Raw genomic sequence first — 18,936 nt, forward strand, 5'->3', positions numbered from 1 at the left:
CTCGGGTGCGCGCGGCGACGGGTCGTGCGGGAGCCCGTCCGCCGGTTTCAAGCGCGCCCCCGGCTCAGCGGCGCCCGCCGCCCAGCTCGGCGGCGATGGCCGCCTCGATGTCATCCGGCGAGAGATCCTCGCCGCCGGCCTCCGGCAGGGGCTCGTCGTTCACATCCATGACGCCGAAGATGTTCTCGTCGGTGGCGATGAGGTCGATCACCTCCTCCTCCACCGGCTCCGGCTCCGGCGCCCGCAGCAGGGACTTCACCAGGTCCTCGTGCAGCGAGTCGAGCGGCACGGTCTCGTCGGCGATCTCGCGCAGCGCGACGACGGGGTTCTTGTCGTTGTCGCGATCGAGCGTCAGCTCCTCGCCCCGGCTGATGTTGCGGGCGCGCTGGGCGGCGAGCAGAACCAGCTCGAAGCGGTTCGGAATCTTCAGGATGCAGTCTTCGACCGTGACGCGGGCCATGGGGCGGCCTCCAACTCAATACTGTGCTGAACCCCCGAGATAACCACCGCACCCGCGAAAGGCAAGTGTTCCGGCGGCCCTATAGCCGGCGCATGCCGGCCTCCGGCAGGCCGGAGAGCAGGGCCGCGACGCCCTGGCCGAGCGCCGGATGCACCCATTCCGGCGCCACCTCCGCGAGCGGTTGCAGCACGAAGCGGCGCAGATGCGCGCGCGGATGCGGCAGGAGCGGGTCCGGCCCCCGCCGCACCGTCCCGTTCAGGTCGATGATGTCGAGATCGAGCGTGCGGGGCGCGTTGGGATAGGGCCGCTCCCGCCCCGCTTCCCGCTCCAGCCCCTGCAGCGCGCGCAGCAGGGCGTCCGGCTCCGGCTCCCCCTCGCAGCGGGCGACGCCGTTCACGTACCACGGCGCGCCCGGCAGCGGCGGCTCCGGCGCGGTCTCCCACCAGCCGGAGAGGGCGACGAGGCGGAGGCCCGCCAGCCCGTCCAGCGCCGCGGCGGCGGCGCGGCAGGTGGCGAGCGGCGCCGCGCCGTCCGGGCCGGGCAGGTTGGCGCCGAGCGCGATCAGGATCATGGGACCTGTCCGGCGGGGTCGGCGGGCGCGAAGTCGGGCGCGGCGCGCAGCGCCTCCGGCGTGTCGAAGTCGCGCAGCACAGCGTCCTCCAGCTCCACCTCGGCGACCTGCTCGGCATGCGCGATCAGCAGGCGGCGGGCGCCCGCGTCGCCGGTCAGGCGCTGCATCTCGGGCAGGAAGCGGCGGGCCCAGAGCACCGGGTTGCCCTGCTGCCCGGCATGGGTCGGCAGCACGATGGCGCGGCCCTCCTCGGGATCGAAGGCCTCGATCAGCCGGTCGAGCATGGCGGTGGTGACCAGCGGCATGTCGCCCAGGCAGACCAGCACGCCCTCCGCCGCCTCCGGCACGGCGGCGAGTCCGGCCCTGAGCGAGGCGGAAAGTCCCGCGGCATAGTCCGGCGCCGCCACCAGGCGCACCGCGCAGCCCGCCAGCGCCGCCTCCACCCGCTCCCGCTCATGGCCGGTGACGACGATCACCGGCCCGGCCCGGCTGGCCAGCAGGGCCTCGACCACCCGCCGCAGCATCGGCCGCCCCTGACGGTCCGGCACCAGCAGCTTGTTGCGCGGCGCCATGCGGCGGGAGAGGCCGGCCGCCAGCACCAGCCCCGCCACCGGCCGCGCCCGCCGCGCCGCCGCCGGAGCGGGGCCCGGAGCGGCGCCGTTTGCGGGCGCGCCGCCGCGCGAGGCGGCCTCGCGCGGCAGCGGACGCAGCTCGATCTCCTTCAGCAGGCCGCCCACCCCCATGCCGGCGATCTCCGCACGGCCCACCGGCAGGCCGGCGAACAGCCGCTGCAGCACCCAGTCGAAGCCGTTCAGCTTCGGGCTGCGGGCGCAGCCGGGCAGGACCATGGCGGGAACCTCGCCGATCCGGCCGAGGCAGAGCAGGTTGCCCGGATCGACCGGCATGCCGAAATGCAGGATCTCGCCCCCGGCCAGGACGATGCCTGCCGGCCCCACATCGCGCCGGTCCACCACCGCCGAGGCGCCGGCCACCAGCAGCATCTCCGCCCCCCGCTCGCCCAGGCGCCGCAGCGCCGCGGCGATCGCGCCCGCCTCATGCGCGCAGCGCTCGGGCGGCAGCAGCCTGCCGCTCAGGCCGGCGACGCGCTCCGCCGTGGCCTCCACCGCGCCCTCCATGACGCTCTCCTTGAGCCCCGGCAGCTCCGTGAGCACCAGCCCGACCGTGAGCGGCCGGAACGGATGCAGCGCCAGCAGCGGCGCCTCGCGCGCCAGCGCCTCCGCCGCCTCCAGCACCGCGCCCGGCACGGCGAAGGGAATGATCTTGGCGGTCGCCAGCATCTCCCGCGGCGAGACCGGCACATGGCCCGGCAGGGTGGCGAGCGTCAGCCCCTCGTCCAGGGCGTTCAGCCGGTCCACCCGCGCGCGGTCCACCACCAGCAGCCCGGCCGCCCCGGCCAGCAGGTTGACCCGGCCGGTGGCGGCGCGCGTACGGGTGAGGTGCGGCCCGAGCAGGGCCTCGCCGAGGCGGTGCGCCGCCGCGTCCTCGGCCACGTCGCCCTCCTCCAGCCGGGCGGCGATCACCGCCTCCTCGCCGGCCTCGCGGAGCGCCGCGATGGCGGTGGCGTCCAGCACGGTCCCCTTCTTCAGCACGCGGCCCGGCAGGCGCCGGGTATGCGCCAGCACCGCGCCGAGCGCCTGGTCGAGGCGGGTGGGGCCGAAGATCATGGCGCCGGCGCCGCTTCGCGTGGCTTCCCGATCTCCGCTCCACGAAGTCTCCCGATCTCCGCTCCACGGCGGCGGGCCACGATCTCGGCCATGATGGACAGCGCGATCTCCGGCGCCGTCACCGCGCCGATGGCCAGTCCCACGGGGGCGGCGATGCGCGCCGTCTCCGCCTCGCTCAGCCCCGCCTCGGCCAGCCGCGCCAGGCGCTTCGCATGGGTGCGGCGGCTGCCCAGCGCGCCGACATAGAAGGCGGGGGAGCGCAGCGCCACCTCCAGCGCCGGGTCGTCCAGCTTGGGGTCATGGGTCAGGGTGACGACGGCGGTGCGGCTGTCGGGCGCCAGGCCCTGCATGGCCTCGTCCGGCCAGTCGCCGACCAGCGTCACGGCGGCGCCGAAGCGCTCCTCGGTGGCGAAGGCGCGGCGGGGGTCGACCACCGTCACGGCATAGCCGAGCCCGGCCGCCATCGGCACCAGCGCCTGGGCGATGTGCACCGCGCCGACCACGATGAGCCGAAGCGGCGGATTGTAGGGCTGGACGAACCAGGAGACGCCCTCCTCGGTCAGGCTGCGCGCGGCGTCATTGGCCAGGGCCTCGCGCGCTGCCTCGGCCAGGGCGGCGGGCAGCTCGTCCTCGGGGTGGAGGTGCTGGGCGCCATCGCTCAGCCGGGTCAGCACGGCGACCGGGCGGCCCGCCGTCCGCGCCGCCCGCAGGCGCGCCAGGAAGCCGGCCTTCATGCCGCAGCGTCCAGCTTCTCGACGAAGACCTTGAGCTTGCCGCCGCAGGCCAGCCCGACCTCCCAGGCGCGCTCGTCGCTGATGCCGAAGTCGAGCAGCTGCGGCTGGCCGTCGGCCATGCTGCGCCGCGCCGCCTCGGCCACCGCGCCCTCGATGCAGCCGCCGGAGACGCTGCCCGCCAGCCGGCCCGAGGCGGTCACGGCGAGTTGCGAGCCCGCGGGGCGGGGGGAACTCCCCCAGGTCTCCACCACGGTGGCCAGCGCCACCGTCTCCCCGGCCGCCAGCCAGTCCGCGGCGGTCGAGAGAATGTCTTCCTGGTCGCTCATGCCGGTCCTCCGTCCCTGGAGAGTCTCGATCTCGGAAGGCCTGGCGCCCGGCCCGCCGGCTGTCCGGCGTGGGGAGGGGCGGGGCGGCAGGCCCTGGATTCGACTCGGGCAGATCCCGATCCGGCGGAATCACCGGATCGGGTGAAGATGCTCGCAAGACAAGTGGCTGGAGCGTTTGCCGTGAGCCAATGCGAACGGAAAACGCTCTAGCGCCGCAGCGCCGGGGCGGAGAGGGTCCGTACCAGCGCGCGCAGGCTCTCCAGATTGTGGACAGGACGGTGCTCATGCACCAGGGGCAGCATGGTGCGGATGCCCTGAGAGCGTGGCTGGAAGCCCGAGAAGCGCAGCAGCGGGTTCAGCCAGATCAGCCGCCGGCAGGAGTTGCGCAGCCGCTCGGTGGCGGCGGCGAGCTTCGCCAGATCCGCCTCGCCGCCGCGCTCCAGCCCGTCGGTGATCAGCAGCACCACCGCGCCCTGGCCCAGCACGCGGCGCGACCACTGGCGGTTGAACAGCTCCAGCGCCTCGCCGATGCGGGTGCCGCCGGACCAGTCCGGCACCATGTGGCTGACCATCTGGAAGGCGGCCTCGGGGTCGCGGTGGCGCAGCGCGCGGGTGATGTTGGTCAGCCGGGTGCCGAAGAGGAAGCTCGCCACCCGGTCGCGGTCCGAGGTGACGGCGTGCTGGAAATGCATCAGCACCTGGGCGTAGCGCGCCATGCTGCCGGAAATGTCGCAGATGACGACGAGGGGCGGCGGCCGCACCACCCGGCGGATGCGGCGCAGCTCCAGGATCTCGCCCCCCTGGCGCAGGCTGGCGCGGATGGTGGCGCGCAGATCGGCCCGGCGCCCGGCGGGGTCGGGGCGGAAGCGGCGCGTCGGGCGGGCGTCGAGCGGCAGGGTGAGGCGGCGGATCTCCTGCCGGGCGGCGGCGATCTCGGCCGCGCCCATCGCCTCGAAATCCATGGTCTGCAAGGCCTCGCTGGCGCTGACCGTCAGGCTGGCGTCGATCCGCCGCTCCGCCGGCGGGGGCGGCTGCGCCGGGGGCGCGGCGCTGCCCAGCGCCTCGGCCAGGCGGCGGCCGCCCGGCGGCGGCTTCGGCGGTTCCCGGCCCTGCTGCAGCGCCTCCATGGCGGCGGCGTGCCGCCCCGCCTCGGGGTCGCGCCACCAGAGTCGGAAGGCGTGGTCGAAGATCTCGGCATGCTCGTGCCGGTGCACGAGGGTCGCCCGCAGCGCCGCCTGCACCTGGTACCGGTCGCCGATCTCGACGCGCCGCAGCGCCTCCGCCCCGGCCAGCATCTCGCCCGGCCCGATCGGCAGGCCGGCGCGGCGCAGCAGGCGGCCGAAGCCGAGCAGGTTGGCGGCGAGCGACACCGTCCCGCCTCAGAAGGGGATGACGGGCTTGGGCCGGCTGGCCTCCTTCGCCGCCTCGACCAGCCTGGCCGCCTCGGCGCCGCGCAGCTTGGCGATGTCGTCCTGGTACTTGAGCAAAGCGCCGACCGTCTCCTCGACCAGCACCGGCTCCAGCTCCCGCGCGTCCAGGGCGCGCAGCGCGGCGGCCCAGTCGATGGTCTCGGCGACGCCGGGATACTTGAAGAAGTCGCCCGAGCGCAGCGCCTGCACGAAGGCGACGATCTGCGCCGAGAGGGCCGCCGGGAGGTCCGGCTGGCGGCTGGCCAGGATGGCGCGCTCCCGCGCCGCGTCCGGGTAGTCCACCCACTGGTAGAGGCAGCGGCGGCGGATGGCGTCGTGCACCTCCCGCGTGCGGTTGCTGGTCAGCACCACGATGGGCGGCGTCTCGGCGCGGATGGTGCCGAGTTCGGGGATGCTCAGCTGGAAATCGGCCAGGATCTCCAGCAGGAAGGCCTCGAAGGGCTCGTCGGCGCGGTCCAGCTCGTCGATCAGCAGCACCGCCGGGCTGCCCGAGAGGGCGGAGAGCAGCGGGCGTTCCTGCAGGAAGCGCTGGTCGTAGATGCCGGCCTCCAGCGCCGCGCGGCCCTCCGTGCTGTGCGCCGCGCCGGAGGCCTCCGCGAGGCGGATCGCCATCAGCTGCCGCGCGTGGTTCCACTCATAGGCGGCGGCCTGGAGGTCGAGCCCGTCATAGCATTGCAGCCGCACCAGCCGCCGGCCGAGGCCGGAGGCCAGCACCTTGGCGATCTCGGTCTTGCCGGTGCCGGGCTCGCCCTCCAGGAACAGCGGCCGGCCCATGGCCAGCGCCAGATGCACGGTGGTGGCCAGCGCCCGGTCGGCGACATAGCCGCCGGCCGCCAGCAGGCGCTCGGTCTCGGCGACCGAGGCAGGAAGGGCCGCCGCCGGCGTGGCGCTGGCGCTCATGCCTCAGCCCAGCACGAAGAGCAGGAAGAGGATCACCACGAAGATCGCCGAACCGCCCCAGAACAGCAGCGGCAGGCCGAAGATCTCGTCAGGCAGCAGGGAGAAGATGGAGATCCCGGCGGGCGCGGGGGGTGGCGCGGGCCGCGTCGCCGGCGGCGTCGCGGCGGCGCCGGGCTGCCCGGCATGCGCCTGGCCGCCGGGCGGGGTGCCGCCGGCATGCTCGGTCAGCCCGGCGCCGATGCCGGTCGCGGCACCGAGCCGCTCCACCGGCGAGGCGTCGCCGACCGGCGTGCCCGGCGCGGGGGTCGGGACGGTGCCGGGGGGCAGGGCGGCCTCGGCGGAGGGGCGCGGCGCCGGCGCCTCCGCCGGTGCCCCTGCCTCCGCCCTGGCCTCCGCTCCCTGGGGGGCGTTCATCTGGGCGGCGAAGCGGGTGAAGAACTGGTCGGCCATCTGCTTGGCGGTGCTGTCGATCAGCCGCGCGCCGAGCTGCGCCATCTTGCCGCCCACCTGCGCCTTCACGGCATAGCTGAGCAGGGTGACGGCCGGCGCCTCCTCCTTCAGCGAGACATCGGCGCCGCCCTTGGCGAAGCCCATGGCGCCGCCATTGCCCTCGCCCGAGATGGTGTAGGATTCCGGCGGGTTGATGTTGCTGAGCTGCACCTTGCCGGTGAACCTGGCGGCCATCGGGCCGATCTTGATCGAGACGCGCGCCTGGAAGGAATCCTCGCCGGTGCGCTCCACCGATTCGCAGCCGGGGATCGAGGCGCGCAGCACCTCCGGGTCGTTCAGCCCCTCCCAGACGGTCTGGCGCGGCGCCTCGATGCGGCGTTCACCGGTCATTTCCATCGTCAACTCTCCCTGTAACCCGATACGCGAAGCTAGGCCGGGCCGGGGCCGGGGGAAAGGGTGGCTCCGCCGCCTCCGTCACCGAGCCGGCCGGAGGGGGCGGCCGCTTTCGTATTGACTTTATGATTTCGCTGTTTCTGTAATTACCAAAGATAGAATGTGATTTGGGGGACGGCATGAGCGAAGCAGCGGGGGATGGCGAAGTCCAGCAGGGCGCAGCCGCGGCCATTGGGCCGCAGAAGCCGGAGACCCTGGCGCTGCACGCCGGATGGCGGGCCGATCCCGCCACGGGGGCCGTCGCCGTGCCGATCTTCCAGACCACCTCCTACCAGTTTCCCGATGCGGCGCATGCCCAGCAGCTGTTCGCGCTGGAGAAGCTCGGATTTACCTACACCCGGACGGGAAATCCCACCACCGACGTGCTGGAGAAGCGTGTGGCGGCGCTGGAGGGGGGCGTCGGCGCGCTGGCCCTGGCCTCCGGCCAGGCGGCCTCGGCCTTCGCCCTGCTGGCCCTGGCGCGGGCGGGGGACAATGTCGTCGCCAGCACCGACCTCTACGGCGGGACCTGGAACCTGCTGGCGAACACGCTTGGCCGCCAGGGCATCGAGGTCCGCTTCGCCGATCCGGCCGATCCGGAGAATTTCCGCCGCCTGACCGACGAGCGCACCCGGGCCTATTACGGCGAAACCCTGCCGAATCCGAAGCTGACCGTCTTTCCCATCGCCGAGGTAGCGGCGATCGGCCGGCCGCTCGGCATCCCCCTGATCCTGGACAACACCGCCGCGCCGCTGCTGGCCCGGCCGCTCCGGGATGGCGCCGCCGTGGTGGTCTATTCGGCCACCAAGTATCTCGGCGGCCACGGCACCAGCATCGGCGGCATCATCGTCGATGGCGGGCATTTCGACTGGACGGCGCATCCGGCCCGGCAGCCGGCGCTCAACACCCCCGATCCGAGCTATCACGGCGCGGTCTGGACCGAGGTGGCGGCGCGGCACGGCATCGGTGCCTATGTGGCCCTGGTGCGCAGCACGGTGCAGCGCGACCTCGGCGCGCCGATCTCGCCCTTCAACGCCTTCCAGATCCTGCAGGGCATCGAGACCCTGGCGCTGCGCATCGAGCGGCACTCGGCCAATGCCGCCGCCGTGGCCGAGTGGCTGTCCCGGCACCCGCGCGTCAGCCGGGTGATCCACCCGACGCGGCAATCCGGCGCGGCGCGGGCGCGGGCCGAGCGCTACCTTTCCGGCGGCTATGGCGGGCTGGTCGGCTTCGAGCTGGCCGGCGGCGCGGCCGAGGGCGCGCGCTTCATCGACCGGCTGAAGCTGTTCTACCACGTGGCCAATATCGGCGACGCGCGCAGCCTGGCGATCCATCCCGCCACCACCACCCACAGCCAGCTCTCGCCCGAGGAGCAGGCGGCCAGCGGCGTCACGCCGGGCTATGTCCGCCTGTCCATCGGCATCGAGCACATCGACGACATCCTGGCCGATCTGGACCAGGCCCTGGCCGGCGCGCGCCTCGCCGCCGCCGCCTGAACGACGAGGAAACCCGCATGACCGCCCCTGTCGCCGCCGGTATCACCGAACTCCCGCTGCTCGATCTCAGCCGCCTCGACGCCGGCCCGGAGGAGCGCGCCGCCTTTCTCGCCGAACTCCGCGCCACGGCGCGCGACGTCGGCTTCTTCTACCTCGGCGGCCATGGCGTCACCCAGGCCGAGATGGAGGCGGTGCTGGCCATCTCGCGCCGCTTCTTCGCCCTGCCGGAGCCGGACAAGCTCGCCGTCGAGATGATCCATTCGCCGCATTTCCGCGGCTACAACCGCGTCGGCCGCGAGCTGACGCGCGGCCGGCAGGACCAGCGCGAGCAGTTCGACGTGCATGCCGAGCGGGAGGCGCTGGACTGGCGGCCGGGCGATCCGGGCTGGAAGCGGCTGCAGGGGCCGAACCAGTGGCCGGAGGCGCTGCCGGAGCTGAAGCCCGCCCTGCTGCACTGGCAGGCGCGGCTCACCGAGGTCGGCATCCGCCTGCTCCGCGCCTTCTCCGAGGCGCTGGTCGGCCAGCCGGATGCGCTGGAGGCGATCTATGCCGGCCAGCCGAACCAGACGATGAAGATCATCCGCTATCCCGGCCAGGACGGCGCCGGCGACCAGGGCGTCGGCGCGCACAAGGACAGCGGTCTGCTGACCTTCGTGCTGCAGGACAGCCGGCGCGGCCTGCAGGTGCAGAACGAGGCGGGCGCGTGGATCGACGCCGAGCCGCGCCCCGGCACCTTCGTGGTGAATATCGGCGAGCTGCTGGAACTGGCCTCGAACGGCTACCTCAAGGCGACACTGCACCGCGTGGTCAGCCCGGAGGCGGGGGCGGAGCGGATCTCGGTCGCGTTCTTCCTCGGCGCGCGGCTCGATGCCGAGGTGCCGCTGCTCGACCTGCCGCCCCATCTGGCCGCCGAGGCCAAGGGGCCGGCGAGCGATCCGCAGAACCCGCTCTTCCGCTCGGTCGGCCAGAACTACCTGAAGGGCCGGCTGCGCTCGCACCCCGACGTGGCCGAGAAGTACCACGCCGACCTGCTGGCGCAGCCCGCGGCCGTCCCCGCCTGAGCGGAGCCCACGCGCGCCCTGCCATGCGCCCCCTTGCCATGCGCATCAGGGCGCTTGCGCGAAGCCCGGCCCGGGCGGAGAACCGCCGCGTTCCAGCAGGGAGGCGGCGATGTCCGGCGATGAGGACTATGTCTATGACGAGGCCAGCGGCGAGTGGCGCCCGGCCTCGGAGGTCGCGGCGGCCACCGCCGCGGCGGCCCGGGTGGAGGTGCGCGACGCGGCGGGCAACCTCCTGGCCGATGGCGATTCCGTCACGCTCATCAAGGACCTCAAGGTCAAGGGCGCGAACCAGACCCTGAAGCAGGGGACGGTGATCCGCTCGATCCGCCTGACCGCCGATCCCGAGGAGATCGACTGCCGCCACGACAGCATCAAGGGCTTGGTGCTGCGCACGGAGTTCGTGCGCAAGCGCTGAGGCCTCAGGCGGCGAGCGCGGCCAGCAGCGGCGCGTCCAACCCCTCGCCGGGGAGGCCGAGCTCGGCCCGCAGCGTGGCGATGGCGGCGAGGCTGCGGCGGCCGATGATGCCGTCGATCGAGCCGTCATAGAGGCCGCGCGCCTTCAGCGCCCGCTGCACCGCCCGGAGCCGGGGCAGCGGCAACGCCTCCGATCCCGCCTCCGGCCAGGGGATGCAGCGCTGCGCCCGTTCCAGCCAGCCGTAGCGGTCCTGCAGTCCGGTCAGGCCGCCATTGATGCGGCGGGTCAGCCCGGCATAGTCGCCGGCATCGCAAAGCGGGTTGAGCCGCTTCCAGGACCAGTAGGCGCAGGCGATGGTCACGGCATGCGCGGGGTCGTCGGCGAGGCCCGGCTCCTCCTCCAGCGGCAGGCCGCAGAGCCGGCCGAGGGCGCGGTAGGTCTCCCGCCCGGTGATCTGGATATAGCCGCGCCCGCGGTAGCGGTAGCCATCGCCTGGCCGGTCGTTGCCCATGCGCCCGCCATAGACGGCCTCGGCCAGCGCCTCGGGCGAGAAGGCGAGGCGACGGGCCGCCTCGGGCGTCGGGAAGCGGGAGGGCCAGACCTGCATCAGCCGGGCGGCGGAATAGGCGAGGTTTTCCGTCCGCAACTGCAGCCCGCCCGATTCGTGGCCGAGCTGCGCCAGGAGGAAGTGGCAGCGCTGCCGGTTGGCGGCCAGCCCGTGCGCGGGGAGAAGCCGGGCCGCCTCCGCCGCGAAGGCGGTGAGATGGGCGGCCGGGGCCTCCGGGTACAGGGCGCGCAGTTGCGGCAGCGTGAGCATACGGGCACTCCTTCCTGGCCCGATCGGGCATTCGGAAGAAATTCCTATATCAAACGCGGCACTCGCACAAGGGAATTAGGATTTAATTCTCCTCAGGCGGCGGGAAGCTCCACGGCGTACCGCTCCACCGGCGGCACCGCGCCGATCATCGCCTTCTCGTGCAGGAAGCGGGCGAAGCGCTGGTAGCGGTTCGCGTCGAGCGCCGCCGGGGCCAGGGCGAAGCGGTTCAGCGTGTCGCGGAAGGCGCGGCGGTTGAGCTCGTTGTCCAGCTCCTTGCGCGGCCCGGCGATGAACATCTTCCAGGACTCGTCGGGATTGTTGATGAGGAAGGTGGTGGCGCCCTCCAGCGCGTCCATGAAGCGGCGCAGCGCCGGGTCCCGCGCCCGGTCGCGGTGCGCGACATAGATCAGCTCGTCATAGATCGGCATGCCGTGCTGCTCGGGGTAGAAGGCGCGGCCGGGCCGGCCCTCGATCTCCAACTGGTGCAGTTCGAAGTTGCGGAAGCCGCCGAGGATGGCCTCCACCTGCCCGGACATCAGCGCCGAGGACAGGCCGAAATTGACGTTGACCAGCTGCACGTCGCGCACGCCGAGCCCGACCGTGCCCAGGATGGTGCCTACCGCCACCTCCTCGAATCCGGCCGTGCTGAAGCCGATGCGCTTGCCCCTGAGGTCGGCGAGCGAGCGGATGGGGCCGTCGCGCAGCACCGAGAGGGTGGAGAGCGGCGTCGCCACCAGCGTGCCGACGCGGACCAGCGGCAGGCCCTGGTCCACCGCCAGATGCAGGTTCTTCTGGTAATAGACGCCAAGGTCGGCCTGCCGCGCCGCCACCATGCGGGGCGGGTCGTTCGGATCGGCCGGGGCGATGGTCCGCACGGCGAGCCCGGCGCGGCCGAAGAAGCCGGCCTCCTGCGCCACCACGATCGGCGCATGGTCCGGATTGACGAACCAGTCGAGCAGCAGGGTCAGCGAGGCTGGCGCGGCGGTCGGTGCCGGGGCCTGAGCCGGCGCCTGGGCCGGCGCCTGGGCCGCGGCGGGGCCGGCGAGCGGCAGGGCCAGGGGCAGTGCCAAACCGGGCAGCGCCCGGCGGGTGATCCCAGGGGTCGTCCCGGTCATGACGGTCTTCCTTTCTCGGTGTCCTCGGAGAGCTGGTCTGGCTGCCAAGGCAGCAGGGCCCGCAGCAGCCGGTCGGTCGCGAACCACAGCGCCATGGCCATGCCGGCCAGGAGGGTCAGGGCGGCGAACATCACGTCGGTCTGGCTGCGGCCATTGGCCTGCAGCATGACGTAGCCGAGCCCCGCCGAGGCGCCGACCCACTCGCCGACCACGGCGCCGATCGGCGCCACGGCGGCGGCGACGCGCAGGCCGGAGGCCAGGCCGGGCAGGGCGGCGGGCACGCGGATGCGCCACAGCGCCGCGCGGCGGGAGGCACCCATGGTGGCGGCAAGGTCGAGCCAGCCCGGCTCCGTCCGGCGCAGCCCATCATAGAAGGCGGTGGCGACGGGGAAGAAGATGATGATGGTCGCCATGGCGATCTTGCTGCCCAGGCCGAAGCCGAGCCAGAGCGTCAGCAGCGGCGCGATGGCGAAGACCGGGATGGCCTGGCTGGCGACCAGCAGGGGCAGCAGCCAGCGCCGCCCGCCACGCCAGGCGGCGAGCAGCAGCGCCGTCGCGCAGCCGAGCAGCGTGCCGAGGGCGAGGCCGAGCAGGATCTCCGTGCCGGTCGTCACCGCATGCGGCCAAAGGATCTCCCAGCGCCGCCAGAGCACATCCGCGACGCGCAGCGGGGAGGGCAGCAGGAAGGGCGGCACCTCGCTCCAGCGCACGAAGCCTTCCCAGATCAGCAGCAGCCCGAGGGCCGCGAGCAGCGGCCTCACACCGCCTCCGCCAGCCGCTCGAGCAGCGCCGCCTGCGCGGCCAGCACCGCGGGCTCGTGCGCCGGGCGCAGCGGTTCGCCGGGGGGCATCGGCTGCTCCTCCGCCACGGCGCCATCCGGGGCCGGGCGCAGCACCAGGATGCGGTGCGCCAGGCGCAGCGCCTCCAGCGGGTCGTGCGTCACCAGCAGCACGGTGCGGCCGCGCAGCAGGCCGGCGGCCAACCCCTGCAGCCGGTGCCGGGTGGGGGCGTCCACGGCGCTGAAGGGCTCGTCCATCAGCACGATCGGCCGGTCCTCCATCAGCGTGCGGGCGAGGGCGGCGCGCTGCCGCATGCCGCCGGACAGCTGGGCCGGCCGGGCGCCCTCCCGCCCGGCCAGCCCGACGGCGGCGATGAGCGCGCGGGCGCGGTCGAGATCGGGGCGCTCGCCGCGCAGCCGCGCGCCGAGCGCGACATTGCCGATCAGGTCGAGCCAGGGCAGCAGCAGATCCTGCTGGCCCATCCAGGCGACGCGCCCCTGCAGCGGCCTGCCGTCCCCGGTCGTGACCCGCGCGCCCGGCGGCAACGGCAGCAGGCCGGCGAGCAGACGCAGTAGGGTGGATTTGCCGACGCCGGAAGGGCCGAGCAGGGCGGTCAGCCGCCCGGCGGCGACATCGAGCCGCGCCGCGCCCAGGATCGCGCGGCCGCCCAGCCGGATGGCGGGCAGGGACACATGCAGGGCAAGTCCATCCGAGGATGCCATGGCAGACCACCGATCCCTTCGCCGGCATGACCCGGATCAGGTTCAAGGGGTCGCAGGGCCCATCCCTGCCTCTCAGCCCGCGCGATCGGGCTCCCCCCGGAAGATGACGTCTCTATGCGACAGGCGCGGGCGGGGCGCAAGCCCGGGCGGCCGGAGGCTTCCCATCCGCCGCCGCGGCCCCATCTCCAGGAGCCTCCCTCTCCGCCGTGACCGGATGCCCGCCCCCTCGCCACGCCTCATCGGTTCCGAGATCTACCGGAAGTCCACCTACGGGCCGAAGCACCCGCTGGCCATCCCGCGCGTCTCCACCGCGCTGGACCTGATCCGCGCGCTGCACTGGCTGCCCGGGGATCGCTACCTCGACAGCCCGCGCGCCACGCCGGCCGAGCTCGCGCGCTTCCATCACCCGGACTACATCGCCGCCCTGATGCGGGCCGAGGCGGAGCAGGCGGTGCCCGCCGAGGTGCGCGAGCGCTTCCACATCGGCGCGCGGGGCAACCCGGTCTATCCCGAGATCTTCCGCCGCCCCGCGACCAGCGCCGGCGGCGTCCTGCTCGCCGCCAGCCTGACGGCGGCGGAGGGCGGCATCCTCCATGTCCCCGGCGGCGGCACGCATCACGGCCGGCCGGACCGCGCCAGCGGCTTCTGCTACCTGAACGACGCGGTGCTCGGCCTGCTGCGCTGGTGCGATCTCGGCCTGACCAACATCCTCTACATCGACATCGACGCCCATCACGGCGACGGTGTGCAGGACGCCTTCCAGGACGACCCGCGCGTCTTCACCCTGTCGATCCACGAGGGCGGGCGCTGGCCCTTCACCGGGGCGCTGGAGGACCGCGCCGGCGGGTATGCCCGCAACATCCCGGTGCCGCCGGGACTGAACGACAACGAGTTCCTCCACCTGCTGCGCCAGGCGGTGCTGCCGGTGGCGCGCCACCTGCGGCCGCAGGCGATCATGCTGCAATGCGGCGCCGATGCGCTGGAGGAGGACCCGCTCGCGCGGCTCTCGCTCTCGAACAACGCCTACTGGGAGGCGGTGCGCGCCATCCGGGGGATGGCGCCGCGGCTGATCGTGCTGGGGGGTGGGGGCTACAATCCCTGGTCGGTGGCGCGCTGCTGGGCCGGGATCTGGGGCGTGCTGGATGGGCGCGAGCCGCCGGAGCGCCTGCCGCCCGAGGCGGAGGCGGTGCTGCGGGCGCTGAGCTTCCACCGCGCCGCCGGCCGCAACCCGCCGGAGCACTGGTTCACCACCCTGCGCGACCCGCCACGGCCGGGACCGGTGCGGGGCGAGATCCGGCATCTGGCCGCCGCCACGCTGGAGGGGCTGCCTGACCCCCTGCGCGGCGTGGCATAAGGGCGTCATGCATCGCCGCTCCCTGCTGGCCCTCGCCGGGCTGGCCGCACTCGCCAACCGCTCCGCCCCGGCCCAGGGCTCCTCCCCCGAGGGGCCGCAGCCGCGCCTGCCCACCGAGCCGCTCGTCATCGTCACGCGCGACGGCCAGCGTCATGCCTTCAACGTCGAGATGGCGCTGACGCCGGAGCAGCAGACGGTGGGGCTGATGTTCCGGCCCGAGGTGAGGCCGGACGAGGGCATGCTTTTCGACTGGGGCCAGCCGCGCGAGAGCGCCATGTGGATGCGCAACACCATCGCCTCGCTCGACATGCTGTTCATCGCCGCCGACGGCCGCATCCACCGTATCGCCGAGCGCACCGTGCCGCGCAGCCTGGCCACCATCGAGAGCCGGGGCGCGGTGCGGGCGGTGCTGGAACTGGCCGCCGGCACGGCGGAGCGCCTCAACCTGCGCCCCGGGGACCGGGTGCTGCAGCGGATCTTCGGCAATGCCGGCTGAGGCCGGCGGCACCGGACCGCGCCGGAGGGCGCCGCTCGCCATCCTCGCCCTGTCGCTCGTGGCGATGCCGCCGGGCGTCGCCGCCGGCGCCAGCTTCGACTGCGGCAAGGCGCGCGGCGCGGTGGAGCGGATGATCTGCGCCGACGACGAACTCTCCGGCCTGGACGAGCGCATGGCCGCCGCCTTCCGCGCCGGCGGCGGACCGGCATCCGGCGCCGCGCTGCGCCAGGAGCAGCGGGCCTGGCTCACCGCCCGCGACCGCTGCGGCGACGCCGCCTGCCTGCGGCGGGCCTATCGCGACCGCATCGCCGCGCTCGAGGCCGCGCCGGCGCCGCCGGTGGGAGCCTGCCGCGCCGAGCGCGGGGCCGCCGCCGCCCGGGAGCTGGTGCGGCGCTGCATCCAGGTCTCGCCCGCCACGCGCCCGCCCTGCCACGACTCCAATCCCTGCGCCATGATCGAGGATGAGATCGCGCGCGGCTGCGGCTTCCTGCCCACGCCGCGGCCGGCCTTCTGCCCGCGCTGAGCCGCCCCGCCTCAGGCCAGCGCGAGCGGCACCAGCACCGTCTCGCCGCAGCCGGGCGCGCGGAAGGCGCTCTCGGGGATTCCCATCGCGGCGCGCGCCGCGGCCAGCCGCCGCTCGGGTTCGTCGATCGGCTCCCGCGTCAGCTGGAAGGTGCCGAAATGCATCGCCAGCGCCCGCCGGGCGCGGAGGTCGCGGAAGGCCCGCACCGCCTCCTCCGGGTCGATATGCACGACGTCCATGAACCAGCGCGGCTCGTAGGCGCCGATCGGGATCAGGGCGAGGTCGAAGGGGCCGAGGCGGCGGCCGATCTCGGCGAAATGCGCGCCCCAGCCGGAATCGCCCATGAAGTAGAGCCGGCCGCCGGCTGCCGTCTCCAGGGCGAAGCCGCCCCAGAGCGTCCGGGCCCGGTCGTGCAGGCCGCGCGCGGCGAAGTGCCGGGCCGGGGTGAAGCGCGCGCCGACGCCGCCGGGCAGGGGCGCCGCCTGCCACCAGTCCAGCTCCACCACGTCGCGCAGGCCGTGCCGGCGCAGGAGCCCGGCATTGCCGAGCCCGGTCAGGATGCGCGGCGTGTCGCGGCGCTGCAGGCGCTTCAGCGTCGGGATGTCGCAATGGTCGTAGTGGTTGTGGCTGAGCAGGACGGCATCGATGCGCGGGAGTGCCTCGAAGGCGAGGCCGGGCGGCCGCACCCGCTTCGGCCCGAGGAAGGGCAGCGGGCTGCAACGCTCGCTCCAGATCGGGTCGGTGATCAGCGTCGGTCCGCCATGCAGGCGGATCAGGAAGCTGGCATGGCCGAGGAAGGTCACCGCCGCATGGCCGGGCGGCGGCGGCTCCGGCGGCGCGAAGGCCGGGCCGGGCGCGGGGCGCGGGCCTCGCGCATCAGCCGCCAGAGGGCGCGGAAGCTCTGCCCGGCCACGGAGCCGTCGGGGTTGAGGAAGGCCCGCCCCTTCCGCGACGCGCCCCGGGCGCCTTCGAGGTCCGGTGCCGTCACGCCGGGATGGCGACGCCGAGCCGGCCGGCCAGGTCCAGGATGAACTGCCAGGCGACGCGGCCCGAGCGGCCGCCGCGCGTCACCGACCATTCGACCGCCGCGCGGCGCAGATCCTCCGGCGCGATCTCCAGGCCGAGCGCGGCGGCATAGCCCTCCACCATGGCGAAGAACGTCTGCTGGTCGGCGTTGTGAAAGCCGATCCAGAGGCCGAAGCGATCGGAGAGCGAGACCTTCTCCTCCACAGCCTCGCCGGGATTGATGGCGGTGCTGCGCTCGTTCTCGATCATGTCGCGCGGCATCAGGTGGCGGCGGTTGCTGGTGGCATAGAACAGCACGTTCGCCGGACGGCCCTCGATGCCGCCATCCAGCACCGACTTCAGCGCCTTGTAGTCCTGGTCCTCGCGCTCGAAGGAGAGGTCGTCGCAGAAGACCAGGCAGCGGCGGGGGCTCTGGCGCAGCAGGTTCAGCAATTCGGGCAGGGTGCGGATGTCCTCGCGCTGGATCTCGATCAGCGCCAGCGCCCCGGACCGTCCCCCGCCGCCCTCCGCGTTGGCGGCGGCATGCGCGGCCTTGACCAGGGAGGACTTGCCCATGCCGCGCGCCCCCCAGAGCATGGCATTGTTGGCCGGCAGGCCGCGCGCGAAGCGCCGGGTGTTCTCCAGCAGCAGGGATTTCTGCCGCTCCACCCCCTGCAGCAGCCCGATCTCCACCGCCGCGACGCGCGGGACGGGCGCCAGCCGGGCCGGGCGGCCCTCCTGCGCCGGGTGCCAGACGAAGGCATCGGCGGCGGAGAGGTCCGGCGCGGCGGCGGGCGGCGGGGCCAGGCGCTCCAGCGCCTCGGCGATGCGGGTCAGGGCGGGCAGCAGGGCGGTGTCGTCGAGGCTGGACAAGCGAAGGCTCCGGGCGGCGGGCCGCGTTACAGGACGGACAGGTTGACGGGCGGCCCAGCGAGGCTAGTTTCGCGCGCCACACACGGCAAGACGGAAGCCCCCTTCGATGCTCATCTCCCCCGCCTATGCCCAGGATGCCGCGGCCGCCGGCGCCGCCGGCATCGTCATGCAGCTCGCGCCGCTGATCCTGATCTTCGTCGTCTTCTACTTCCTGCTGATCCGTCCCCAGCAGAAGCGGGCCAAGGAGCACCGCACCATGCTGACGGCGCTCAAGCGCGGCGACCGTATCATCACCGGGGGCGGCCTGATCGGCAGCGTGACCCGGGTGAAGGACGGTTCGGACGAGGTCGAGGTCGAGCTGGCGCCGAACGTGCGGGTGAACGTGGTGCGCAGCACCATCGCCAGCCTGGTGCGGGCCCCGGCGGCGGCGAACGACAGCAAGTAACCGCTCCAGCGGGCGAAAGCGAGAAGGGCGCCGGGGGGATACCCCGGCGCCCTTTCGTCGTCAGTGTACCGGACGCGCCCGGCTCAGGCGCTCTGGCCGGACTTCAGGCCGCCATTCAGCAGCAGCTCCTCGACCTTCTCCCAGTTCACCAGCTTGTTCAGGAAGTTGTCCAGGTAGCCGGGGCGGACGTTGCGGAAGTCCAGGTAGTAGGCGTGCTCCCACACATCGGCGCCGAGGATCGGCGTGCCCTCGCCGGTGGAGAGCGGGTTGGCGCCGTTCGGCGTCTTGGTGACCTTGAGCTTGCCCGAGCCATCGACGATCAGCCAGGCCCAGCCGGAGCCGAACTGCGTCACGCCGGCCTGCTTGAAGGCCTCCTTGAACTGGGCGAGGCCACCGAAATCCTCGTCGATCTTGGCGCCGATCTTGCCCGGCAGGCTGTCCCCGCCGCCATTCGGCTTCATCACCTGCCAGAACAGGATGTGGTTCCAGTGCTGGCCGGCCTGGTTCAGCACCGGCAGGCCCTCGGCGCCGGCCTTGCCGGCCTCGGCGACGATCTGCTCCAGCGACTTGCCGGCCAGGCCCTTGCTCTCCACCAGGCCGTTCAGCGCGGTGACATAGGCCTGGTGGTGCTTGCCGTGGTGCAGCTCCAGCGTCTCCTGGCACATGCCGGAGCCGGCGAGGGCGGAGGCGTCGTAGGGAAGCGGCGGAAGGCTGAAGGCCATGGTGGCTGAACTCCCGATGAATGACAGGAACCGAGTGGACGATTCCCGGGGCGCCGGGGTTCCGGCGCCGCGGCCCGTCAGAGCTAGGCGTGCCCCCCCTGTGCGTCAACCGGGCCGCCGTTACA

The 18,936-nt window shown here is 73.7% G+C and carries 22 protein-coding genes and 1 riboswitch; of the genes, 7 read left to right on the top strand and 15 right to left on the bottom strand.

Translation table 11 applies throughout. The annotated features are described in order from the left end of the window. Positions 1-64: 64 nt before the first annotated feature. The 8 genes from rpoZ to D9598_RS01990 all read right to left on the bottom strand — a co-directional run bounded on the left by rpoZ (position 65) and on the right by D9598_RS01990 (position 6,952). The gene (rpoZ, locus tag D9598_RS01955; protein ID WP_198364705.1) at positions 65-460 is read right to left on the bottom strand and encodes a DNA-directed RNA polymerase subunit omega; all 396 of its coding nucleotides are present in this window, start codon (positions 458-460) and stop codon (positions 65-67) included. Positions 461-539: 79 nt separating this feature from the next. Further along, positions 540-1,031 carry a 2-amino-4-hydroxy-6-hydroxymethyldihydropteridine diphosphokinase gene (gene folK / locus D9598_RS01960; RefSeq protein WP_198364706.1) on the bottom strand — a complete coding sequence of 164 codons (492 nt, stop codon included), beginning with the start codon at positions 1,029-1,031 and terminating at the stop codon, positions 540-542. Then, positions 1,028-2,716, bottom strand: a complete 1,689-nt coding sequence (locus D9598_RS01965; protein WP_198364707.1) for an NTP transferase domain-containing protein — start codon at positions 2,714-2,716, stop codon at positions 1,028-1,030. The genes folK and D9598_RS01965 overlap by 4 nt, the downstream gene beginning before the upstream one ends. Next, positions 2,713-3,450: an XdhC family protein gene (locus tag D9598_RS01970; RefSeq protein ID WP_198364708.1), complete on the bottom strand. Its 738-nt coding sequence runs from the start codon at positions 3,448-3,450 to the stop codon at positions 2,713-2,715. Before D9598_RS01970 ends, D9598_RS01965 begins: the two co-directional genes overlap by 4 nt. Beyond that, a complete protein-coding gene (locus D9598_RS01975; protein WP_198364709.1) occupies positions 3,447-3,776 on the bottom strand; it encodes an XdhC family protein in 330 nt (109 codons plus the stop codon). Before D9598_RS01975 ends, D9598_RS01970 begins: the two co-directional genes overlap by 4 nt. Positions 3,777-3,982: 206 nt before the next feature. Then, positions 3,983-5,146 (bottom strand): VWA domain-containing protein, encoded by a 1,164-nt coding sequence (locus tag D9598_RS01980; RefSeq protein WP_370591911.1) that lies wholly within the window; start codon positions 5,144-5,146, stop codon positions 3,983-3,985. Between the two features lie 9 nt (positions 5,147-5,155). Further along, the gene (locus tag D9598_RS01985) at positions 5,156-6,106 is read right to left on the bottom strand and encodes a MoxR family ATPase (RefSeq protein WP_198364710.1); all 951 of its coding nucleotides are present in this window, start codon (positions 6,104-6,106) and stop codon (positions 5,156-5,158) included. Positions 6,107-6,109: 3 nt separating this feature from the next. Then, the gene (locus tag D9598_RS01990) at positions 6,110-6,952 is read right to left on the bottom strand and encodes a CoxG family protein (protein WP_198364711.1); all 843 of its coding nucleotides are present in this window, start codon (positions 6,950-6,952) and stop codon (positions 6,110-6,112) included. A 176-nt stretch (positions 6,953-7,128) separates the two neighbouring features. Here D9598_RS01990 and D9598_RS01995 point away from each other — a divergent pair, with 176 nt between their 5' ends. The 3 genes from D9598_RS01995 to D9598_RS02005 all read left to right on the top strand — a co-directional run bounded on the left by D9598_RS01995 (position 7,129) and on the right by D9598_RS02005 (position 9,960). Then, on the top strand, positions 7,129-8,484 hold the full coding sequence (locus tag D9598_RS01995) for an O-acetylhomoserine aminocarboxypropyltransferase/cysteine synthase family protein (protein WP_198364712.1): 1,356 nt from the start codon (positions 7,129-7,131) through the stop codon (positions 8,482-8,484). Between the two features lie 17 nt (positions 8,485-8,501). Continuing rightward, complete coding sequence (locus D9598_RS02000; RefSeq protein ID WP_198364713.1) at positions 8,502-9,545, top strand: isopenicillin N synthase family oxygenase; 1,044 nt, start codon at positions 8,502-8,504, stop codon at positions 9,543-9,545. A 109-nt stretch (positions 9,546-9,654) separates the two neighbouring features. Beyond that, positions 9,655-9,960: an alkylphosphonate utilization protein gene (locus tag D9598_RS02005; RefSeq protein ID WP_198364714.1), complete on the top strand. Its 306-nt coding sequence runs from the start codon at positions 9,655-9,657 to the stop codon at positions 9,958-9,960. A 4-nt stretch (positions 9,961-9,964) separates the two neighbouring features. Here the strand turns inward: D9598_RS02005 and D9598_RS02010 are convergent, their stop codons facing one another. From D9598_RS02010 to D9598_RS02025, 4 genes are all read right to left on the bottom strand, one after another. Further along, positions 9,965-10,777: a peptidoglycan-binding protein gene (locus D9598_RS02010; protein ID WP_198364715.1), complete on the bottom strand. Its 813-nt coding sequence runs from the start codon at positions 10,775-10,777 to the stop codon at positions 9,965-9,967. A gap of 92 nt (positions 10,778-10,869) precedes the next feature. Continuing rightward, the gene (locus D9598_RS02015; RefSeq protein ID WP_198364716.1) at positions 10,870-11,892 is read right to left on the bottom strand and encodes an ABC transporter substrate-binding protein; all 1,023 of its coding nucleotides are present in this window, start codon (positions 11,890-11,892) and stop codon (positions 10,870-10,872) included. After that, the gene (locus tag D9598_RS02020) at positions 11,889-12,653 is read right to left on the bottom strand and encodes an ABC transporter permease (RefSeq protein ID WP_198364717.1); all 765 of its coding nucleotides are present in this window, start codon (positions 12,651-12,653) and stop codon (positions 11,889-11,891) included. The genes D9598_RS02015 and D9598_RS02020 overlap by 4 nt, the downstream gene beginning before the upstream one ends. Continuing rightward, positions 12,650-13,393 (bottom strand): ABC transporter ATP-binding protein, encoded by a 744-nt coding sequence (locus D9598_RS02025; RefSeq protein WP_198364718.1) that lies wholly within the window; start codon positions 13,391-13,393, stop codon positions 12,650-12,652. Before D9598_RS02025 ends, D9598_RS02020 begins: the two co-directional genes overlap by 4 nt. Continuing rightward, positions 13,389-13,500: riboswitch (TPP riboswitch) on the bottom strand. (Overlaps the previous gene by 5 nt.) Before the next feature lie 107 nt (positions 13,501-13,607). Between D9598_RS02025 and D9598_RS02030 the strand changes: the two genes are divergently transcribed. The 3 genes from D9598_RS02030 to D9598_RS02040 are packed head-to-tail and all read left to right on the top strand — an operon-like array spanning position 13,608 to position 15,766. After that, the gene (locus D9598_RS02030; RefSeq protein WP_198364719.1) at positions 13,608-14,747 is read left to right on the top strand and encodes an acetoin utilization protein AcuC; all 1,140 of its coding nucleotides are present in this window, start codon (positions 13,608-13,610) and stop codon (positions 14,745-14,747) included. 7 nt (positions 14,748-14,754) lie between these two features. After that, positions 14,755-15,243: a DUF192 domain-containing protein gene (locus D9598_RS02035; protein WP_198364720.1), complete on the top strand. Its 489-nt coding sequence runs from the start codon at positions 14,755-14,757 to the stop codon at positions 15,241-15,243. Then, positions 15,233-15,766, top strand: coding sequence for a lysozyme inhibitor LprI family protein (locus D9598_RS02040; RefSeq protein ID WP_198364721.1), 534 nt, complete (start codon positions 15,233-15,235; stop codon positions 15,764-15,766). Before D9598_RS02035 ends, D9598_RS02040 begins: the two co-directional genes overlap by 11 nt. 11 nt (positions 15,767-15,777) lie before the next feature. On the opposite strand, the gene D9598_RS02045 is transcribed toward D9598_RS02040, so the two are convergent. Both D9598_RS02045 and D9598_RS02050 read right to left on the bottom strand, forming a co-directional pair. Next, a complete protein-coding gene (locus D9598_RS02045; RefSeq protein WP_370591912.1) occupies positions 15,778-16,569 on the bottom strand; it encodes an MBL fold metallo-hydrolase in 792 nt (263 codons plus the stop codon). Between the two features lie 181 nt (positions 16,570-16,750). Continuing rightward, positions 16,751-17,644: an ATP-binding protein gene (locus D9598_RS02050; RefSeq protein WP_198364722.1), complete on the bottom strand. Its 894-nt coding sequence runs from the start codon at positions 17,642-17,644 to the stop codon at positions 16,751-16,753. Between the two features lie 106 nt (positions 17,645-17,750). Here D9598_RS02050 and yajC point away from each other — a divergent pair, with 106 nt between their 5' ends. Next, positions 17,751-18,089 (top strand): preprotein translocase subunit YajC, encoded by a 339-nt coding sequence (yajC, locus tag D9598_RS02055; protein ID WP_198364723.1) that lies wholly within the window; start codon positions 17,751-17,753, stop codon positions 18,087-18,089. Between the two features lie 83 nt (positions 18,090-18,172). Here yajC and D9598_RS02060 read toward each other — a convergent pair whose 3' ends face one another. Then, on the bottom strand, positions 18,173-18,811 hold the full coding sequence (locus tag D9598_RS02060; RefSeq protein WP_198364724.1) for a superoxide dismutase: 639 nt from the start codon (positions 18,809-18,811) through the stop codon (positions 18,173-18,175). Positions 18,812-18,936 lie beyond the last annotated feature (125 nt).

It is taken from the genome of Roseomonas sp. KE0001 (genome assembly GCF_016107285.1).
Lineage (GTDB): Bacteria > Pseudomonadota > Alphaproteobacteria > Acetobacterales > Acetobacteraceae > Pseudoroseomonas.

Coding starts and splice junctions, on each gene's coding strand:
- D9598_RS02000 (WP_198364713.1), top strand. CDS start 8,502: ATGACCGCCCCTGTCGCCGCCGGTATCACCGAACTCCCGCTGCTCGAT.
- D9598_RS01985 (WP_198364710.1), bottom strand. CDS start 6,106: ATGAGCGCCAGCGCCACGCCGGCGGCGGCCCTTCCTGCCTCGGTCGCC.
- D9598_RS02010 (WP_198364715.1), bottom strand. CDS start 10,777: ATGCTCACGCTGCCGCAACTGCGCGCCCTGTACCCGGAGGCCCCGGCC.
- D9598_RS02060 (WP_198364724.1), bottom strand. CDS start 18,811: ATGGCCTTCAGCCTTCCGCCGCTTCCCTACGACGCCTCCGCCCTCGCC.
- D9598_RS01970 (WP_198364708.1), bottom strand. CDS start 3,450: ATGAAGGCCGGCTTCCTGGCGCGCCTGCGGGCGGCGCGGACGGCGGGC.
- D9598_RS02005 (WP_198364714.1), top strand. CDS start 9,655: ATGTCCGGCGATGAGGACTATGTCTATGACGAGGCCAGCGGCGAGTGG.
- D9598_RS02040 (WP_198364721.1), top strand. CDS start 15,233: ATGCCGGCTGAGGCCGGCGGCACCGGACCGCGCCGGAGGGCGCCGCTC.
- folK (WP_198364706.1), bottom strand. CDS start 1,031: ATGATCCTGATCGCGCTCGGCGCCAACCTGCCCGGCCCGGACGGCGCG.
- D9598_RS01965 (WP_198364707.1), bottom strand. CDS start 2,716: ATGATCTTCGGCCCCACCCGCCTCGACCAGGCGCTCGGCGCGGTGCTG.
- rpoZ (WP_198364705.1), bottom strand. CDS start 460: ATGGCCCGCGTCACGGTCGAAGACTGCATCCTGAAGATTCCGAACCGC.
- D9598_RS02015 (WP_198364716.1), bottom strand. CDS start 11,892: ATGACCGGGACGACCCCTGGGATCACCCGCCGGGCGCTGCCCGGTTTG.
- D9598_RS01995 (WP_198364712.1), top strand. CDS start 7,129: ATGAGCGAAGCAGCGGGGGATGGCGAAGTCCAGCAGGGCGCAGCCGCG.
- D9598_RS02030 (WP_198364719.1), top strand. CDS start 13,608: ATGCCCGCCCCCTCGCCACGCCTCATCGGTTCCGAGATCTACCGGAAG.
- D9598_RS01990 (WP_198364711.1), bottom strand. CDS start 6,952: ATGGAAATGACCGGTGAACGCCGCATCGAGGCGCCGCGCCAGACCGTC.
- D9598_RS02025 (WP_198364718.1), bottom strand. CDS start 13,393: ATGGCATCCTCGGATGGACTTGCCCTGCATGTGTCCCTGCCCGCCATC.
- D9598_RS01975 (WP_198364709.1), bottom strand. CDS start 3,776: ATGAGCGACCAGGAAGACATTCTCTCGACCGCCGCGGACTGGCTGGCG.
- D9598_RS02035 (WP_198364720.1), top strand. CDS start 14,755: ATGCATCGCCGCTCCCTGCTGGCCCTCGCCGGGCTGGCCGCACTCGCC.
- yajC (WP_198364723.1), top strand. CDS start 17,751: ATGCTCATCTCCCCCGCCTATGCCCAGGATGCCGCGGCCGCCGGCGCC.